At 72.9% G+C, this 16,960-nt stretch carries 15 protein-coding genes; 4 read left to right on the forward strand and 11 right to left on the reverse strand.

Annotated features, from left to right (window positions below):
• The first annotated feature begins 88 nt into the window (after positions 1-88).
• The 4 genes from F8566_RS03465 to glpK all read left to right on the forward strand — a co-directional run bounded on the left by F8566_RS03465 (position 89) and on the right by glpK (position 5,046).
• Positions 89-877, forward strand: coding sequence for a cyclase family protein (locus F8566_RS03465; RefSeq protein ID WP_151557778.1), 789 nt, complete (start codon positions 89-91; stop codon positions 875-877).
• Positions 874-2,538: a thiamine pyrophosphate-binding protein gene (locus F8566_RS03470; RefSeq protein ID WP_151557780.1), complete on the forward strand. Its 1,665-nt coding sequence runs from the start codon at positions 874-876 to the stop codon at positions 2,536-2,538. Before F8566_RS03465 ends, F8566_RS03470 begins: the two co-directional genes overlap by 4 nt.
• A 147-nt stretch (positions 2,539-2,685) precedes the next feature.
• On the forward strand, positions 2,686-3,513 hold the full coding sequence (locus F8566_RS03475) for an MIP/aquaporin family protein (RefSeq protein WP_151557782.1): 828 nt from the start codon (positions 2,686-2,688) through the stop codon (positions 3,511-3,513).
• A 15-nt stretch (positions 3,514-3,528) separates the two neighbouring features.
• Positions 3,529-5,046, forward strand: a complete 1,518-nt coding sequence (gene glpK / locus F8566_RS03480) for a glycerol kinase GlpK (protein WP_151557784.1) — start codon at positions 3,529-3,531, stop codon at positions 5,044-5,046.
• A 141-nt stretch (positions 5,047-5,187) separates the two neighbouring features.
• On the opposite strand, the gene F8566_RS03485 is transcribed toward glpK, so the two are convergent.
• From F8566_RS03485 to F8566_RS03535, 11 genes are all read right to left on the reverse strand, one after another.
• Positions 5,188-5,601 (reverse strand): ChaB family protein, encoded by a 414-nt coding sequence (locus tag F8566_RS03485; RefSeq protein WP_151557786.1) that lies wholly within the window; start codon positions 5,599-5,601, stop codon positions 5,188-5,190.
• Between the two features lie 76 nt (positions 5,602-5,677).
• Complete coding sequence (locus F8566_RS03490) at positions 5,678-6,634, reverse strand: UDP-glucuronic acid decarboxylase family protein (RefSeq protein ID WP_225992827.1); 957 nt, start codon at positions 6,632-6,634, stop codon at positions 5,678-5,680.
• Complete coding sequence (locus F8566_RS03495) at positions 6,531-7,598, reverse strand: glycosyltransferase family 9 protein (protein ID WP_225992828.1); 1,068 nt, start codon at positions 7,596-7,598, stop codon at positions 6,531-6,533. The genes F8566_RS03490 and F8566_RS03495 overlap by 104 nt, the downstream gene beginning before the upstream one ends.
• Complete coding sequence (locus tag F8566_RS03500) at positions 7,589-8,266, reverse strand: SDR family oxidoreductase (protein WP_151557790.1); 678 nt, start codon at positions 8,264-8,266, stop codon at positions 7,589-7,591. Before F8566_RS03500 ends, F8566_RS03495 begins: the two co-directional genes overlap by 10 nt.
• A complete protein-coding gene (gene rfaE2 / locus F8566_RS03505; RefSeq protein WP_225992829.1) occupies positions 8,263-9,696 on the reverse strand; it encodes a D-glycero-beta-D-manno-heptose 1-phosphate adenylyltransferase in 1,434 nt (477 codons plus the stop codon). Before rfaE2 ends, F8566_RS03500 begins: the two co-directional genes overlap by 4 nt.
• Entirely contained in the window at positions 9,693-10,277 is a 585-nt protein-coding gene (locus F8566_RS03510) for a D-sedoheptulose-7-phosphate isomerase (RefSeq protein WP_151557792.1), read from the reverse strand. The genes rfaE2 and F8566_RS03510 overlap by 4 nt, the downstream gene beginning before the upstream one ends.
• Positions 10,274-11,488 (reverse strand): glycosyltransferase, encoded by a 1,215-nt coding sequence (locus F8566_RS03515; RefSeq protein WP_151557794.1) that lies wholly within the window; start codon positions 11,486-11,488, stop codon positions 10,274-10,276. The genes F8566_RS03510 and F8566_RS03515 overlap by 4 nt, the downstream gene beginning before the upstream one ends.
• Positions 11,485-12,480 (reverse strand): glycosyltransferase, encoded by a 996-nt coding sequence (locus tag F8566_RS03520; protein WP_151557796.1) that lies wholly within the window; start codon positions 12,478-12,480, stop codon positions 11,485-11,487. The genes F8566_RS03515 and F8566_RS03520 overlap by 4 nt, the downstream gene beginning before the upstream one ends.
• Positions 12,477-13,469 carry a glycosyltransferase family 9 protein gene (locus F8566_RS03525; RefSeq protein ID WP_151557798.1) on the reverse strand — a complete coding sequence of 331 codons (993 nt, stop codon included), beginning with the start codon at positions 13,467-13,469 and terminating at the stop codon, positions 12,477-12,479. The genes F8566_RS03520 and F8566_RS03525 overlap by 4 nt, the downstream gene beginning before the upstream one ends.
• Positions 13,466-14,968 (reverse strand): HAD-IIIA family hydrolase, encoded by a 1,503-nt coding sequence (locus F8566_RS03530; protein WP_151557800.1) that lies wholly within the window; start codon positions 14,966-14,968, stop codon positions 13,466-13,468. The genes F8566_RS03525 and F8566_RS03530 overlap by 4 nt, the downstream gene beginning before the upstream one ends.
• Positions 14,965-16,647 (reverse strand): carbamoyltransferase family protein, encoded by a 1,683-nt coding sequence (locus F8566_RS03535; protein ID WP_151557802.1) that lies wholly within the window; start codon positions 16,645-16,647, stop codon positions 14,965-14,967. Before F8566_RS03535 ends, F8566_RS03530 begins: the two co-directional genes overlap by 4 nt.
• Positions 16,648-16,960: the final 313 nt, after the last annotated feature.

The raw sequence follows: 16,960 nt of genomic DNA on the forward strand, positions 1-16,960 counted from the left end.
CACCCGGATACAGAGCGCAGCCCAACTTCCTGTGCACCTCTTATGCCGATACGTTCGGTTCACCGCGCGCCGTGCCAGGGGAGGAACGATGTCCGTGCTCGCCGAACTGCTCAAGGCCCTCGCCGCCGGATCGGTGGAGGTGGTCGATCTGACCGCGCCGCTGTCGGAGTCGACGCCGATCCTGCAGCTGCCGGAGCCCTTCGCCAACACCGTCCCGTTCGCGCTGCGCGAGATCAGCCGGTACGACGACCGGGGCCCCGCCTGGTACTGGAACGACATTGTGACGGGCGAGCATGTCGGCACCCACTTCGACGCGCCCGTCCACTGGGTCACCGGGCGGGACGGGGAGGACGTCTCGCAGGTCGAGCCGCGCCGGCTGGTGGCGCCGGCCGTGGTCCTGGACGCCTCGGCGGAGGCCGCCGCCGATCCCGACTTCGTGCTGGAGATCGACCACGTGCGCGCATGGGAGAAGGTCAACGGGCCGCTGCCCGACGGCGGATGGTTGTTCTACCGGACGGGCTGGGACGCCCGTTCCGCCGACGCCGCCGCGTTCCTCAACGCCGACGAGACCGGACCGCACTCGCCCGGAGTCTCCGCCGAGTGCGCCCGCTGGCTCGCCGAGGAGACGCCGATCATCGGGATCGGGGTTGAGACCGTCGGCACCGACGCCGGGGCGGCCCACGGGTTCGAGCCGCCGTTCCCCTGCCACTCCTACTTCCTCGGCGCCGGCAAGTACGGCCTCACCCAGCTGCAGAACCTGGCGCGCCTCCCGGTGCGCGGCGCGGTCGTGCTGGCGGCGCCTCTGCCCATCGTGGGCGGCTCCGGCAGCCCGGCCCGCGTGCTCGCCCTGGTCGAACGAGACGTCGTCGAACGATGAACGTCGCTGAGGCCGTGGGGACCGCCCTGACCCGGCTCGGCGTCGAGACCGTCTTCGGCGTCGTCGGCAGCGGCAATTTCCACGTCACCAACGCCCTGGCCGCGGGCGGCGCCACGTTCGTCGCGGCGCGGCACGAGGGCGGCGCCGCCACCATGGCGGACGCCTACGCGCGGGTCAGCGGCGGGCTGGGCGTGGTGTCGGTGCACCAGGGCCCCGGGCTGACCAACGCGATCACGGGCATCGCCGAGGCCGCCAAGAGCCGCACGCCGCTGCTGGTGCTGGCCGGCGAGGTGGCCGCCTCGGCCGTGCGGTCCAACTTCCGCGTCGACCAGTCCGCGATCGCGACGGCGGTCGGCGCGGTCGCCGAACGCGTCCACTCGCCGGAGACGGCGCTGGCCGACGTCGCCCGCGCCTGCCGCACCGCCGTGGCCCAGCGCCGGACCGTCCTGCTCGGCCTGCCGCTCGACGTCCAGGCCGCCGAGCACCCCGGTCCCGTCGTCATCCCGGCGAACAAGCCGCTCGCCGCGCCCGTGCCGCCGCTCCCGGTCCCGGCGCCTGCCGCGATCGCCCGGCTGGCCGACGCGCTGGCGGCGGCCGAGCGGCCGGTGTTCATCGCCGGGCGCGGCGCACGGCTGTCGTCCGCGGCCGAGCCGCTCCGCGAACTGGGCGAGCGCTGCGGCGCCCTCCTGGCGACCTCCGCCGTCGCCCGCGGGCTCTTCGGCGGCGACCCGTTCGACCTCGATGTCAGCGGCGGATTCGCCACGCCGGTCGCCGGCGAGCTGATCTGCGGTGCCGACCTGATCGTGGGCTGGGGCTGCTCGCTGAACATGTGGACCACACGGCACGGCTCGCTGGTCGGCGAGGGCGCCAAGGTCGTCCAGATCGACCTGGAGGCGGAGGCGCTGGGAGCCCACCGGCCGGTCGACCTCAGCCTGATCGGGGACGTGGCCGAGACGGCACGGCTGGCCGACGCCGAGCTCGCCGCGCGCGGCCATGCCTCGGCCGGCTACCGGTCGGCCGAGGTGGCCAAGCGGCTCACGTACGAGGGGCGCTGGCGCGACCAGGCCTACACGGACGAATCGGACGGCGAGCACATCGACCCGCGGACGCTGTCGATCGCCCTGGACGACCTGCTGCCGGAGGAGCGCACGGTCGCCGTCGACTCGGGCAACTTCATGGGATACCCGGCGATGTTCCTCGCCGTCCCGGACGCCGACGGCCTGGTGTTCACGCAGGCGTTCCAGTCCATCGGCCTCGGCCTGGCGACCGCGATCGGCGCGGCGGTCGCAAGGCCCGACCGGCTGACCGTCGCGGCCCTCGGGGACGGCGGCGCGCTGATGGCGATCGCCGAGCTGGAGACCGCCGTCCGGCTCGGGCTGGGCCTGCTCGTGTTGATCTACGACGACGAGGCGTACGGAGCGGAGGTGCACCACTTCGGGCCGGACGGGCATGCGCTCGACACTGTGACCTTCCCGCCCGCCGACCTCGCTGCGATCGCGCGCGGCTTCGGCTGCGCCGCCGTCACCGTCCGCGACCGGGACGGCCTCGCGGCCGTCGAGGCGTGGCTGGCCGGGCCGCGCGACCGGCCGATGGTCGTCGACGCGAAGGTGACGCGGCACCGGGCCGCCTGGTGGCTGGAAGAGGCCTTCCGCGGTCATTGAGAGTCACCGCATACATGCCCTGGGTGATGGGAATGATCGCCAGGGTGACATTGGCGCGACTTACCGGTTGACCGGTTGGTCCGGGTTACTTACGTTCACGGAAGTTGTGCCTCATGTCACACCCGCCCGTTCATCCGAGGAGAAGAGATGGCGGAACGACTGAGATTCTCTCCGCTGGCCCGTGAGATGGCCGCCGAGTTCGCCGGAACGATGATCCTGATCCTCTTCGGGGTGGGGGTGGTGGCGCAGGTCGTCGCGGGTGGGATCGGTGACCACGACAGCATCGCCTGGGCATGGGGGATCGGCGTGGTCCTCGGTGTCTACGTCTCGGCCGCGATCAGCGGCGGGCACATCAACCCGGCCGTCACGTTCGCGCTCGCGGTGTTCAACCGGTTCTCCTGGCGCAAGGTCCTCCCGTACTGGTTCGCCCAGACCTCCGGAGCCTTCATTGCCGCGCTGATCGTGCGCTGGAACTACACCGAGGTGCTGGCCAAGGCCGACCCCGGTCACACGATCAAGACCCAGGGCGTCTTCACCACCCTTCCCGGTAACGGAACGCTCCCCGTCAGCATGTGGGGCGGTTTCCGCGACCAGATCATCGGCACCGCCATCCTGCTGTTCGTGGTGATGGCCCTCACCGACCTGCGCAACCTGCCGCCGCTGTCCAACCTCACCCCGGTCGTCATCGGCCTGCTCGTCGTCGCCATCGGCATGGCGTGGGGGACCGACGCCGGCTACGCGATCAACCCGGCGCGCGACTTCGGGCCGCGGGTGGCGCAGTTCATCACCGGATACGGCGGCGCCTGGCGAGATCAATATGGTGATCTGTACTTCTGGGTGCCCATCATCGGCCCGCTCATCGGCGGTGTGATCGGGGCGGGGCTCTATCTCTTCCTCATCGGCCGGAACCTGCCTCCGGAGACCAAGCCGGAAAGCAAGCCCGAGACCAAGCCCGAGTACGACGTCCAGTCCTGACCACAGGAGAGACCGATGGCCGACTTCGTCGGAGCGCTCGACCAGGGGACGACGAGCACCCGATTCATGATCTTCGACCACGGCGGCAACGAGATCGCCCGCCACCAGCTCGAACACGAGCAGATCCTGCCCCAGGCGGGCTGGGTCGAGCACAACCCCACCGAGATCTGGGAACGCACCCGCGCCGTCATCCAGACGACCCTCAACCAGGCAGGCCTGGGCCACCAGGACCTCGCCGCGCTCGGCATCACCAACCAGCGCGAGACGACCGTCGTCTGGAACAAGCGGACGGGCCGCCCCTACTACAACGCGATCGTGTGGCAGGACACCCGCACCGACCGGATCGCCTCGGCGCTGGAGCGCGACGGGCGCGGCGAGACGATCCGGCACCGGGCAGGGCTGCCGCCCGCCACCTACTTCAGCGGCGGCAAGGTCCAGTGGATCCTGGACAACGTCGACGGCGTGCGCGAAGCCGCCGAGAACGGCGAGGCGGTCTTCGGGAACATCGACACCTGGGTCCTGTGGAACCTGACCGGCGGCACCGATGGCGGCGTGCACGTCACCGACCCGACCAACGCCAGCCGCACCATGCTGATGGACCTTGAGACGCTGGACTGGGACGACCAGCTGCTGTCGTTCTTCGGCATCCCGCGCGCCATGCTGCCCACGATCAAGCCGTCCTCGGCGCCCGACCCGTACGGGATGACCCGCGCGGACGGTCCGCTCGGCGGCGAGGTGGCGCTGTGCGGCGACCTGGGCGACCAGCAGGCCGCGACGGTCGGGCAGGTGTGCTTCGCACCCGGCGAGGCCAAGAACACCTACGGCACCGGCAACTTCCTGCTGCTCAACACGGGCGGCGAGCTCGTCCGCTCCAAGGCCGGGATGCTCACCACCGTCTGCTACCAGTTCGGGGAGAGCGCCCCGGTCTACGCCCTCGAAGGGTCGATCGCCGTGACGGGCTCGGCCGTGCAGTGGCTGCGCGACCAGCTCGGGATCATCTCCGGCGCCTCGCAGAGCGAGTCCCTCGCGGCGCAGGTGGAGGACAACGGCGGCGTCTACTTCGTGCCCGCGTTCTCCGGCCTCTTCGCGCCGTACTGGCGATCGGACGCGCGCGGCGCGATCGTCGGGCTCTCCCGCTTCAACACCAACGCACACCTGGCACGCGCGACGCTGGAGGCGATCTGCTACCAGTCCCGTGACGTCGTGGAGGCGATGCGGGAGGACTCAGGGGTGTCCCTGGACGTGCTCAAGGTGGACGGCGGCGTCACGGCCAACGAGCTGTGCATGCAGCTCCAGGCCGACATCCTCGGCGTCCCGGTCTCCAAGCCGGTCGTCGCCGAGACCACCGCCCTGGGCGCGGCCTACGCAGCGGGCCTCGCCGTCGGATTCTGGCGTAACACCGACGAGCTGCGGCAGAACTGGAACGAGGACAAGCGCTGGCAGCCGGAGTGGGACGAGGAGAAACGCGATAAGGGCTACGCCGGCTGGCGCAAGGCCGTCGAACGCACCTTCGGCTGGGTCGACGTGGACTGATCCAGGCACAGACTGATCCAGGCACAAACTGATCGGCACACGAACGTGTACGCCGCCGACCCTCGTCCGGCGGCGTACACGTTCGTGTGCCGCTGTGTCGTCCTGCGCTGTGTCTCCCTGCGCGGTGTCTTCCTGCGCGGTCTACTTGCGCGCGGCCGCGGTCTTGCGGCGGTTGGCCTTCTTGATCGCGGACACGAGCTCGTCCTTGGACATCGAGGAGCGGCCCTCGACGCCGAGCTCCTTGGCGACCTCGTAGAGATGCCGCTTGCTGGCGTTCGCGTCCACCCCTTCGGCGGTCTTGGCGGGGCTCCGGCGGGCGGCGGGCTCCCCCTTCGCCGCCTGCGCGTCCGACGGCCCCTTCTTGCCGCCGGCCTTGCGCTGCCAGCGGTCGCCGACCTTCTCGAACGTGTGCTTCAGCGCGCTGAACGCGGTGCGGTGCGCACGTTCGCCTTCGCCGTATTGATCCACCGCCGAGTCGTGGGCCTTCACCCAGGTGTCCTGGGCCTCCTTCGGAGAACGCCGCAGGGTCGACGGCATGTCCTGACGGCCAGGCATGAGTCGCTCCTTTCGTGCGATTCCTCTGTCAGGGACGCCCTACCCAGGACGAACTACCTCACTCGGATTGCCCGGATCACGCCGAACGGGCGGGCAGCGGCTCTCTCGCGCACCATTCGATCGTCCTTCGCAGGCCTTCCTTCACCGGAACCTCCGGCTCCCAGCCGAGGACCTCCTTGGCGAGGCCGATGTCGGGCCTGCGCACCGCCGGGTCGTCCACGGGCCGCTCGATGAACCGCAGCCTGGACCGCGAGCCGGTCAGCTCGATGATCAGCAGGGCGAGGTCGGCCATGGACAGTTCGTAGGGGCTGCCGATGTTCACCGGCCCGGGGTGGTCCGACAGCGCCAGTGCCAGGATGCCCCGGATCGTGTCGTCGACGTAGCAGATCGAGCGGGTCTGCGAGCCGTCCCCGGTGACGGTGAGCGCCTCGCCGGCCAGCGCCTGCCGGATGAACGTCGGGATGGCGCGGCCGTCGTCGGGGCGCATCCGCGGGCCGTAGGTGTTGAAGATGCGCACGATCGCCGTGTCGGCCCCGCGTGACTCGCGGAACGCGGCGGTGAGCGCCTCCCCGAACCGTTTGGCCTCGTCGTACACGCTGCGCGGCCCGATCGGGTTGACGTTGCCCCAGTACGACTCGGCCTGCGGGTGCTCCAGCGGATCGCCGTACACCTCCGAGGTGGAGGCCAGGACCAGCCGCGCACCCTTGTTCTCGGCCAGTTCGAGCGCGTTGCGGGTGCCCTGGCTGCCGACGTCCAGCGTCTGGATCGGCCAGCGGAGGTAGTCGGCCGGAGAGGCGGCGGAGGCGAAATGGAACACGTGGCTCACCGGCCCCGACACCCAGATCGGCTCGGTCAGGTCGCGCCTCTGGAACTCGAAGTCCCCCCGTCCGGTCAGGTGCGTGACGTTGCGGGCGGCGCCCGTCAGCAGATTATCCAGGCAGACGACGGCGAACCCCTGGGCCAGCAGTGCCTGGCACAGATGGGATCCGAGAAACCCCGCTCCTCCCGTCACGACGGCGCGCCGAGGTGTCATGGTGAGCTCCTTCCTGATCATGAGTGTGTGCGGGGACCGTCAGCAGGTGCACGGCCGCGTCGAGCACCCGGCCCGTGGAGATCTCCAGCAGGCCCGGGTCGGGCTCGGTCCCGTGCGGATCGCCCTGCCGTCCCATCCAGAGGACCCGGTGCTCGGGCCGCTCCGGCGGGCCCCAGCGGTCCGGCGGCGTCGGGCCGAACAGCAGGACCGACGGGGTGCGGTAAGCGGTGGCGAGGTGGCCGGTGCCGGTGTCGCCACAGATCACCAGTCGGGCCTCGGCGATGAGGGCGGCCAGTTCGAGCAGGGACGTGCCACCGGAGAGGTCGGCACCGGGACCGAGCCCGGCCCGCGCGGCGACCTCCCGGGCGAGCCCGGTCTCGGTGGGCCCGCCGGTCACCACGACCCGCTCGCCGCGGGCGCGCAGGGCCGCGGCGACGGCCGCGAAGCGGTCCAGCGGCCAGCGGCGGGCGGGGAAGCCCGCACCGGGGTGCAGGACCACCGCTCCGGGCGCCGGCGACTTCCGGGGCGGCGGCGGCAGGTCGAGATCGTCGGGGTCGGCGTCGCAGCCGAGTCCGGCGACCAGCCGGCACCACCGCGCGACCTCGTGCTCACCGGGGTCCCACGCCGGACCCTCCACCTCGGGCACGTCCGGATGGGCGAACGCGTGCAGCCGGCCCGGCCGCAGCGTCTGCAGCGCGCGATGGCTCTGCGGGCCGCTGCCGTGGAGATTCACGGCGAGGCTGACCGGCCCGTATGCGGGAAGCCGGTCCAGGTCAGGGGTCGGCAGGACGTCGTCCACGGCGCCCGTGAGCAGTGCGAGCGGGGCCAGCGGCCAGGGCGTCGCGAGCATCAGGTTCCGGCCGGGCAGGCCGCGCCGGAGCGCCCGCAGCGCGGGCACCGCGGTCAGCAGGTCGCCCAGCCCGAGCGCCCGCAGGACCAGGACGTCCGGGCCCCTCAGGGCCACGACGGCTCCCGCGCGGGGCAGACCACCAGCTCGCGCACCTCGCAGCCGGGCGGCTGGGCCAGCGCGAACGCCACGGCGGCGGCCACGTTCTCGGGCCGGTTGAGCTGGGCGTCCGGCCCGGGCTTGTACTGCTCGTCGCGGCCGTCGAAGAAGGCGGTGTCCATGCCGCCCGGCACGAGCATCGTGACGCCGACCTGGCCCGCCAGCTCGGCCGCCAGCGCCCGGGTGAAGCCGACCACGCCGAACTTGGACGCGCAGTAGGCGGTCGCGTCGCTGAGCGCCTTGAGCCCCAGCGTGGACGCGCAGGTGACGACGCGGCCGTTCGGCGCGTGCACGAGGTAGGGGAGGGCGGCGCGCACCACGGCGGCGGTGCCCATGAGGTTGACCTGGATGACCCGCTCCCAGTCCTCCGCGGGGATGTCGGCCAGCGTGCCGCAGGCGTCGATGCCCGCGGCGGTGACCACCGCGTCCAGGCCGCCCGCCTGCCGTGCCAGGCTGTGCACGGCGCGTTCCGTGCACGGGCGGTCGGTGAGGTCGGCCTGCATGTTCTCGACGTCGTACTTGGGCGGATGGCGGTCGATGACCAGCGGGCGCCCGCCGTCGTCGGCGATCCGGCGGGCGACGGCCGCCCCGAGCCCGGAGGCGCCGCCGGTGATGAGCACGTTCATGAGGTGATTCCCTTCGTGGTCGCCAGCAGTCGGGTGGTGGAACGTCCTTCGAGGAGCGGCAGCAGGACCACCTCGCCGCCGTGGCGGCGGACGGTGTCGGCTTCGGGCAGCGGGCTTCCGGCGTAGTCGGCGCCCTTCACCCAGATGTCGGGGCGCAGCCGCTCGATGAGGGGGACCGGGGTGTCGTCCTCGAAGATCACCGCCGCGTCCACCGCCGCCAGTGCCTGCAGGACGCGGACGCGGTCCGCGGACTGTGTCACCGGCCGGCCGGAGCCCTTGCGGCGGCGCACCGAGGCGTCGGAGTTGACGCAGACGATGAGGCAGTCGCCCAGCCTCCGGGCCTGTTCGAGGAGGCGGACGTGCCCCGCGTGCAGCAGGTCGAAGCAGCCGCCGGTCGCGACGACCGTGCCGCCCGCCCGCCGGGTGCGCTCGATGACGTCCCAGGCGTCGTCGCCGCGTTGCGGCGGGATCCGGGGCGAGCCCGTCCGGGCCAGCCGTTCGGCGACGGCCGAGGCCGCGCCCGACTTGACGAAGTCCGAGGCCCGCCGGACCCCGGCGCTGACGGCCTCGGTGAGCGACCCGCCGTCGCCGAGCACCTCGGTGGTCCGGGCCGCGAAGCTGTCACCGGCGCCGCACGGGTCGCCCGGCGCGGCCTCCGCCGGCGCAAGGAACGGCTCAGGCTCGCCGTTGCAGAGCACGGCGCCGTTCGCGCCCAGCGTCACGGCGACGCCTTCGAGGCCCCAGCGTTCGGCGAGGTAACGGCCCCGGCGGGTGGTGGCCGACAATCCCGAGCCTTCGATCTGCACGTTGTCGCGGGCCGTGAGGCGGGCGGCCTCGTCCTCGTTGGGGGTCAGCAGGCGCGTGCCGGGTACGGGCGCCTCGCCGCGGGGGTGCGGGTCCCAGAGGATCGGGACGTCGGGCGCCAGTTCGGTGAGCAGGGTCCGCACCGCGGCGTGCCGGGTGACGCCCCGCCCGTAGTCGGAGACCAGGACGGCGGCCGCCCGGCCGAGCGCCTCGGTGACGCGCGGGCCGACGGGCCCGTCGCGCGCTTCGCCGTCGCCCGTGTCGAGGCGCGCCACGGACTGGTCCTGGGCCCTGACGCGCACCTTGCAGGGGGTGGTCCCGTGCAGTGGGAAGGCTGCGACCTCGAGGTGCGGTTCGAGGAGTGCGCGCAGCCGCCGGCCGGGCTCGTCGTCGGCGAGGGCGGCGACCAGCACGACCTCGCGGCCGTCTGCCGCCGCCAGCAGCGCGGCGAGCCCCGCCCCACCTGGCCGGGGCAGTTCGGTGGCCTGCTCGATGACCGGGACGGGAGCGTCGGGGCAGAGCCGCCGGGCGCTTCCTGCGATGTCGATGTCCAGCAGGACGTCGCCTACGACGACCAGCGGCGCGCTCACGTCGTCCCACGCGCTCATTTCGCTACGCCGTGTCACGTCGACACTCCCAAGGTCTCGTCGACCACACCGCAGAGCAGATGGACGGCGGCGAGGTGGATCTCCTGGACGGTGGACGTGGCCGGGGCGTCCACCATGATCGCCTCGTCACAGGCCGTGGCGAGCGGGTTGGGGCCGGGCCCGGTGATCGCCCAGGCGGTCATCCCGATCCGGTGGGCGACGTGGGCCGCCGCGATCACGTTGGGGCTGCGGCCGCTGGTGGACAGGCAGATGAGCACGTCGCCGGTGCGCCCGTGCGCCTGGACCTGGCGGGCGAAGACGTTGACCGGGCCGTAGTCGTTCCCGATGGCGGTGGCCGCGGAGGTGTCGCCGTGCAGCGGGATCGCGGACAGGGGGCGGCGGTCGGTCTCGAAACGTCCCACCAGCTCGGCCGTCAGATGCTGGGCCTCGGCCGCGCTGCCGCCGTTGCCGCAGGCGAGCAGCCTGCCGCCGCGGCCGAGCACGTGGCCGAGATGGCGTCCCCACGCGGTGACGGTCGGCGTCCACTCCCGGAACCGCAGCGCCGCGTCGGCCAGCGCCTCCAGTCTCTGCTCCTGCAAGGTGGCGACGCGCGGGCTCATACCGGCACCTCGCAACGCGCCATGGCCCGTTCGTAGACCGAGACCGTGTCGCGGCCGACGCGCTCCCACGAGTAGCACGACCGCGCCCGGTCCGCTCCGGCCACCCCCATCGCCGCCCGGAGTGCGGGGTCGGCGAGCAGGTCCCGGATGCAGCTCGCGGCCTGGACGGCGCGGCGCGGCGGTACGTGGACGCCCGTCACCCGGTCGACCACCGTGTCGACGTGGCCGCCGACACCGGTCGCCACCACGGGCACCCCGCACGCCATGGCCTCCAGCGGCACCATGCCGAACGGCTCGTACCAGGGCAGCGTGACGACCAGGTCGGCCGACCGCAGCAACTCGGGGACGTCGTTCCGGCCCACCCGGCCCAGGAAGGACACCCGGCCGGTGACGCCCGCCGCCGCCGCGACGCCGCGGAGCCGCCGGACCTCCGGGTCGCCGTCGAGCTGCGACTCGGGAGGCCCGCCCGCGACGAGCAGTTCGGCCTTCGGCACGCGGACGAGCGCCTCGATGGCGGTGTCGACGCCCTTGCGCTCGACCAGCCGGGACAGTGCGACGAGGCGGGGTCTGCCGTTGGCCGGGTCGGCGGGACCGTGCGGAACGAACCGCTTCAGATCGACTCCGCAGGGGACCACGGTGATCCGGGTCCTCGGGACGCCCATCCGGATGAGCTCACCGGTCTCGTCGGAGCAGGTGGCGATGACGGCGTCCGCCGTCCGGCCGATCGCCCGTTCGAGCCGGATGCGCCCGGGCGGGCTGGTGTCCTTGTCGCCCTGGTGGCGGCGCTTGACGGTGCCGAGCGCGTGGTACGTCTGGACCACCGGCAGCCGCGGCGTCTGCGCGTCGGCGGCCTGGATCGCCGCCACCCCGCTCATCCAGAAGTGGGCATGGACGACGTCCGGCGGCGCGTTCGACCACCGCTCCGCCAGGTAGCGGCCGAAGTCCGGCATGTACGGCAGCAGCCTGTCTTTCGGCACCGGCTCGGGCGGCCCGGCGGGGACGTGCTCGACGGTCACTCCGGGAGCCAGCCGGACCCGCGACGGCAGGTCGGCGGCGTCCCGCCGCGTGTAGACGGTGACGTGGTGTCCCTGCCTGCCGAGCTCGGTGGCGAGGTCGGCGACGAACACGTTCTGCCCGCCGGCGTCCGCGCCGCCCAGCCCGTCGACGGCGGCGAGCGGGCTCGCGTGCTCGGAGACCATGGCTATCTTCATCGGGTCACCTCCGTGAGAATGCGGTTCCAGTCGCGCAGGAAGCGCGGCAGTGCGTACCGTTCGAGTGCGGCCGCCCGCGCCTCCTTGCCCATCTGGCGGGCGCGGAGCGGGTCGGCGACGAGTGAACGGGCGGCGGCGGTGAGGGTGTCGACCCGGGTCGACAGCACGCCCGCCTCGGGCGGCACGGCCTCGATCGCCTCGGTGGTGGCCAGGGCCACCACCGGCAGGCCGAGCATCATGGCCTCGATGAGCGCCAGCCCGAGCGACGTCCACCGGTAGGGGTGGACGTAGACGCGGCGGCGCGCGAGCTCGGCGTGCATCTGGTGCTGCGGCAGGTCCTCGAAGGTCCACAGCGACTCGGCCGGGATGCCCAGCCGGTCTGGGACGTCGGCGACGTTCATGCCGAACAGGTCGATCGGGACGCTCCGGGCGAACTCGGCGAGCAGGTCGGTCCCGGCCACCCGGCCGCGGCGCAGGGGATCGTTGACGACCACGCCCGCGCGCGGCCAGTGGCCCTCGAACCGGTAACCCGGATCGACGATCCCATGCTCGACGACCATGGTCGGCGCCCGGCCGCAGTTCCAGAAGAGCTGGTTGAAATGGGTGACGTGCACGACCGGGATGTCCGATCGGTCATGCAGGAAGTGGCGGCTGTCCGGCACCACCTCGCCCGGCGAGCTCGCGTCGGCCGCGGTCCGGCGCGGGGTGTCGTGCTCGACGTAGACGGCCGGGATGTCGCGCCCGGGCCGCCTGCCCAGCCACTCCTCGGCGAGGGCGAGCTCGTGCGGCCGCTGGAGGACGACCACGTCGACGTCCTCGTCCCGCAGCCGGTCGCAGGGCACCTCGAGTACATCGTCCGGCCAGGTGAAGGTCTCCGGGCGGCCCTTCCCGTCGGGGCCGCGGTCCCGGGTGACCGGTACGAGCGTGGTGTGCTCGCCATGGACGAACGACGTCGCCCACGATCCGTGCACGTGCCAGAGCAGTACTCTCATCGGGCGATCAGCTCCTCCAACGCGGCGACGACCTGGCCGGCCGTGACGGAGGACAGGCAGGGATGCCCCTCCACCGGGCACTCCCGGGCCCTGCTGTCACGGCAGGGCGCCTCCTGGTCGCCCAGCAGCGCGACCGGCACTCCATGGGGCGCCCACCGGGCGGCCGGCACGGTCGGCGCGAACAGCGAGACCACCGGGGTGCCGGCCGCCGCCGACAGATGGGCCGGGCCGGTGTTCCCGGCGATCACGGCGTCGGCCCCCGCCAGCACCGCCGCGAGCTCGGGAAGGGCGGTCCTGCCGCCGAGGTCCAGGCCGTCGGTGCCCGCGACGTACGCCGTCAGCTCCTTCTCGTCACGGTGACCGGTCACGACGACGCGATGACCCGACGCGGCGAGCCTGGCCACCGCCTCGGCGCAGCGTTCACGCGGCCAGGCGCGCGCGGGGACCGAGGTACCGGGATGGACGACGACGTAGCCGGGGCCGCCGGTGAGCGCGGTGATGTCGGGGAGCTGCCCGCGGATCCGCGGCCGGGTGTCGGCGGGCGCCGGGAAGCCCGCCGCCGTGGTGAGCGCCAGCATGCGCAGCGTCTCCGGGATGTCGTCCTCGCACCGGTGCCGCAGGTCGAGCAGCGATCCGGGATAGTCGTCGCTGATGCCGCCGATCCAGGGGATCCCGGCCAGGCGGAACAGCAGCGCCAGCGGAAGCGGCGATTGGTGGAACGAGGTGAAGATGAGGGCACGGTCGAACCTGCGGACGGCGCGGACGAGCCCGTCCACCGCCGCGGCCTCGACCGGGCCCGGCTCGGGGTCGATCCACGGCGCGCACCACTCGATGACGCCGTCGAGGCCGGGCAGCAGGTCGGCGGCCGCTCGGCCGCGCGGGCCGCACAGCATCACGACCTCGTCGGCCCGCGCCGCGACGGCGCGCACGGCGGGCTCGGACAGCAGCACGTCCCCGAGGTTGTCCAGGCGCACGACGAGGACCTTCACCGCGTCCGCCTCTCCCCGAGGACACGGTCCACGGCGGCGCCGAGGTCGGGTGCGACCTCGGCGGCCCGGGCGATCTCCTCCAGCCGGGTCCGGCTGGTCGGCACCAGGATGCCGCGGGCCCCGGCGGCCTCGGCCGCGTCCATGTCCCGGCCGATGTCACCGATGACCACGCACTCGGAGGGGATCACGCCCAGCCGCCGGGCCGCATCCTCGATCATGGCCGGTCCCGGCTTGCGGCACCGGCAGCCGTCGGCGTCGTCATGGGGGCAGAACTCCCAGACGTCCACCGGGCCGAGCACCCGCTCGACCTGCTCGTTGACCCGGTGCACGTCGGCGGTGCCGATCAGGCCCTTGGCGACGCCCGACTGGTTGGAGACCACGCCGATCCGCAGGCCGCGGCGGCGCAGCCGGTCGAGCGCCTGGCGCGCGCCGGGCATCGCCTCGACCCGCGCCGGGTCCCCGTTGTACGGGACGTCGCGGATCAGCGTGTCGTCCCGGTCGAAGAGCACCACCCGCGCCCGTTGCCAGGGCGTCGCGTTCCGGTGCCGGGCCAGGCCCTGCAGCCGGTGCCAGACGGCCGCGGGCGGGATGGCCACGCTGGTGACCAGCATCCGGGCGATCTCGGCGGGGGTCCTGGGTCCCGGGGCGATGCGGGCCGCGGCGAACTCCGCCGTCAGCGCCGCCCATAGGACGACCGCCGCCGTGGCCGCGGGCCGGGCGCCGGCACGCCAGGCCGCGAGCGCCGCCAGCCCCGAGCCGGTGGCGGCCAGGTGGCGGCGGAAACGACCCCGCCCGGCACGGGCGCGGTCCCGCCAGCCGCGGCCGTGCATCCGCCACATCAGCATGTCGTCCGCGTTGCCCGCCTGGACGCGCAGCGACGCCCAGAAGCCCGCGGGCCGCGCCGGATGTGTCACCTGCCGCCCGCCGCGCACCAGGCGGTGCCCGGAGTCCATGACGCGCAGCGCCAGATCCGAGTCCTCCCGGTAGGCACGGCGGAAACGTTCGTCGAACCCGCCGATGTCGGCGAGCACCGAGCGGCGGTACGCCATGTCGGCGGTGATCCATGAGGCGCGGGCGAGCCCGGCGGTGTTCCGCTCCCAGTCCGTGGGCCGGCGCCCGCAGGGAAGCGGCACCCGCACGCTTCCCTGGACACCGCCGACATCGTCCGGGAGACCGGTGAGATCGGCGGCCGTCCGGGCGGGCCAGTCGGGTGCGAGGACGACGTCGTCGTCCACGAACACGACCCACTCCGTCGTGGCCGCGCGCCAGCCGGTGTTGCGGGCGGCGGCCGGCCCGCGGCCGCCGGAACGGAGCACGCGCACGGTGTCGCCGGCGGTGGCCGGGAGCGGCAGTGGCGCCCCCGGGGCCGGCCGGTCGTCGACGATGAGGACCTCGGCGGGTTGCGGCCCGGACCCGGCCGCGAGCGACTCGATCAGCGTGCGCAGGCTCGGGCGGCCGACCGTGGGCACGACGACCGTGTAGCTCGGCGGCGCGGTCATCCGGCGAACACCTCCCGGCGTCGGACGACGTACGGGCCGATGGCCAGCAGGTCGACCGGAGCAGATCCGAAGCACTCGAGGGCGTCGCGCGGGTCGTCGACCATCGGCCTGCCCGCGGTGTTGAGGCTGGTGTTGACCACGACGGGCAGCCCGGTGCGGACCCGGAAGGCCTCAAGGAGGTCGGCCACGAGCGGGTCGTCGGCGGGGGAGACGGTCTGGATCCGCGCGGTGCCGTCCACATGGACGACGGCCGCGATCCGGTCGCGCCACTCCGCCTTGACGCGGTGGACGAACAACATGTACGGGCTGGGCAGCGGCCCCTCGAAGATCTCCGCGGCGTGGTCGAGGGCGACCATCGGCGCGATCGGACGGAACTGCTCGCGCCCCTTGACCGCGTTCAGCCGTTCCAGGTTGCCGGGGTGGCCCGGGTGGGCCAGCAGGGACCGGTGGCCGAGGGCGCGCGGCCCCCATTCGCTGCGTCCCTGGAACCAGGCGACGATCTCGTTGCGCGCCAGCGCGTCGGCGACGGCGGCGGCCAGGTCGTCCGGGCGCTCGTAGGGGATCCGGGCGGCGTCGAGGCGGGCGGCCAGCTCCCAGTCGTCCCATCCCCGGCCGAGCGCGGCGCCGGGCATGGCCTCGATCGGCTCACCGGCCTCCTGGGCGAGGTGCAACGCCGCGCCCAGTGCCGTGCCGGCGTCGCCGGCCGCCGGCTGCACCCAGATCTCGTCGTAGATCCCCGCCTCGGCGAGGCGCGAGTTGGCGACGCAGTTCAGCGCCACGCCGCCGGCCATCGACAACCGGCGCGAGCCGGTGCGGCCCTGCAGCCAGGCCGCCAGATCCAGGATGACCTCTTCCAGCCGGGCCTGGACGCTGGCGGCCAGATCCGCATGGTCGTCGGTCATCTCGGTGTCGCCCTTGGTGATCACTGTGTCGCCTTCGGTGATCCCGCCATCCGGCCGCCGCGCCTTGGCGAGTGCGCCCCAGTCGATCGGATCGACGGCGAACCCGCCGTCCGCGGTGGCGCGCACCCGCTTGCGCATCTCGTCGAGGAAACGCGGTTCGCCGTACGAGGCCAGCGCCATCACCTTGTACTCGTCACTCGAACGCAGGAAGCCCAGGTGCTGGGTGAGCTCCTCGTACATGAGTCCCAGCGAGTGCGGGAGCGCCTGCGCGCTCAACCTCGTGAGGACGCCGTCGCGGTAGGTACCGGACAGGTGCGAATGAGCCTCGCCACGGCCGTCGAGCACCAGCACGTCACCGTCGCCGGGACCGGGAGCGGCGAGCGCGGCGGACGCGGCATGGGCGATGTGGTGGGGCACATAGCGGAAAGAGCCCGCGTCGATGCCCGGCAGCGCCGTGGCCAGGAAATAGGGGGCCCGCTGCGCGTAGAGCGTCCTCAGCTGCTCCCAGTGCCGGTCGTGACCCGGCGTTCCGCGCGCCGCCAGCCCGGGATCGTAGGAGTAGGCGATCGCGTCGATGTCGCCGGCCTCGAGCCCGGCGTGCTCAAGGCACCAGCGGGCCGCCATCTCGGGCAGTTCCCAGGCCGAGAACGGGACCGGGCGCTTGCCGTGCTTGCGGCGGCTGAACCGTTCCTCGTCCGTCGCGGCGACCACTCGTCCGTCGACCACGAGAGCGGCTGCGGGATCATGAAAAATGGAATTTATACCGAGAATGCGCATGCGAGATCTCCGTTGATGACGGGAAAGCTGCCATGGGCATGGCAGGACTGACCATGGGCACGGCGCTCAGCCCATCGGTCGGGCGGAGGATGCCTGCGTCTTAGGCATCGGCCTGCCCGCGAGCCGGAGTCGGCTCGGCAAATCACCTATAGGTGTTTCCGCAGTTGCTTGCCTTACCCGACGAAGTATGCGCAAACCACGCGTTCCAGGACTCTTGCCGTGCACATAACGAACAGTGGGGCCGTATTTATCGGGAGTTTGCCGTGTGACCTGAGATGTTCTCTGTGGCGGTTGTGCCCGCATCGTCGGGGTA

Source organism: Actinomadura rudentiformis (genome assembly GCF_008923185.1).
In the GTDB taxonomy this organism is placed as follows: domain Bacteria; phylum Actinomycetota; class Actinomycetes; order Streptosporangiales; family Streptosporangiaceae; genus Spirillospora; species Spirillospora rudentiformis.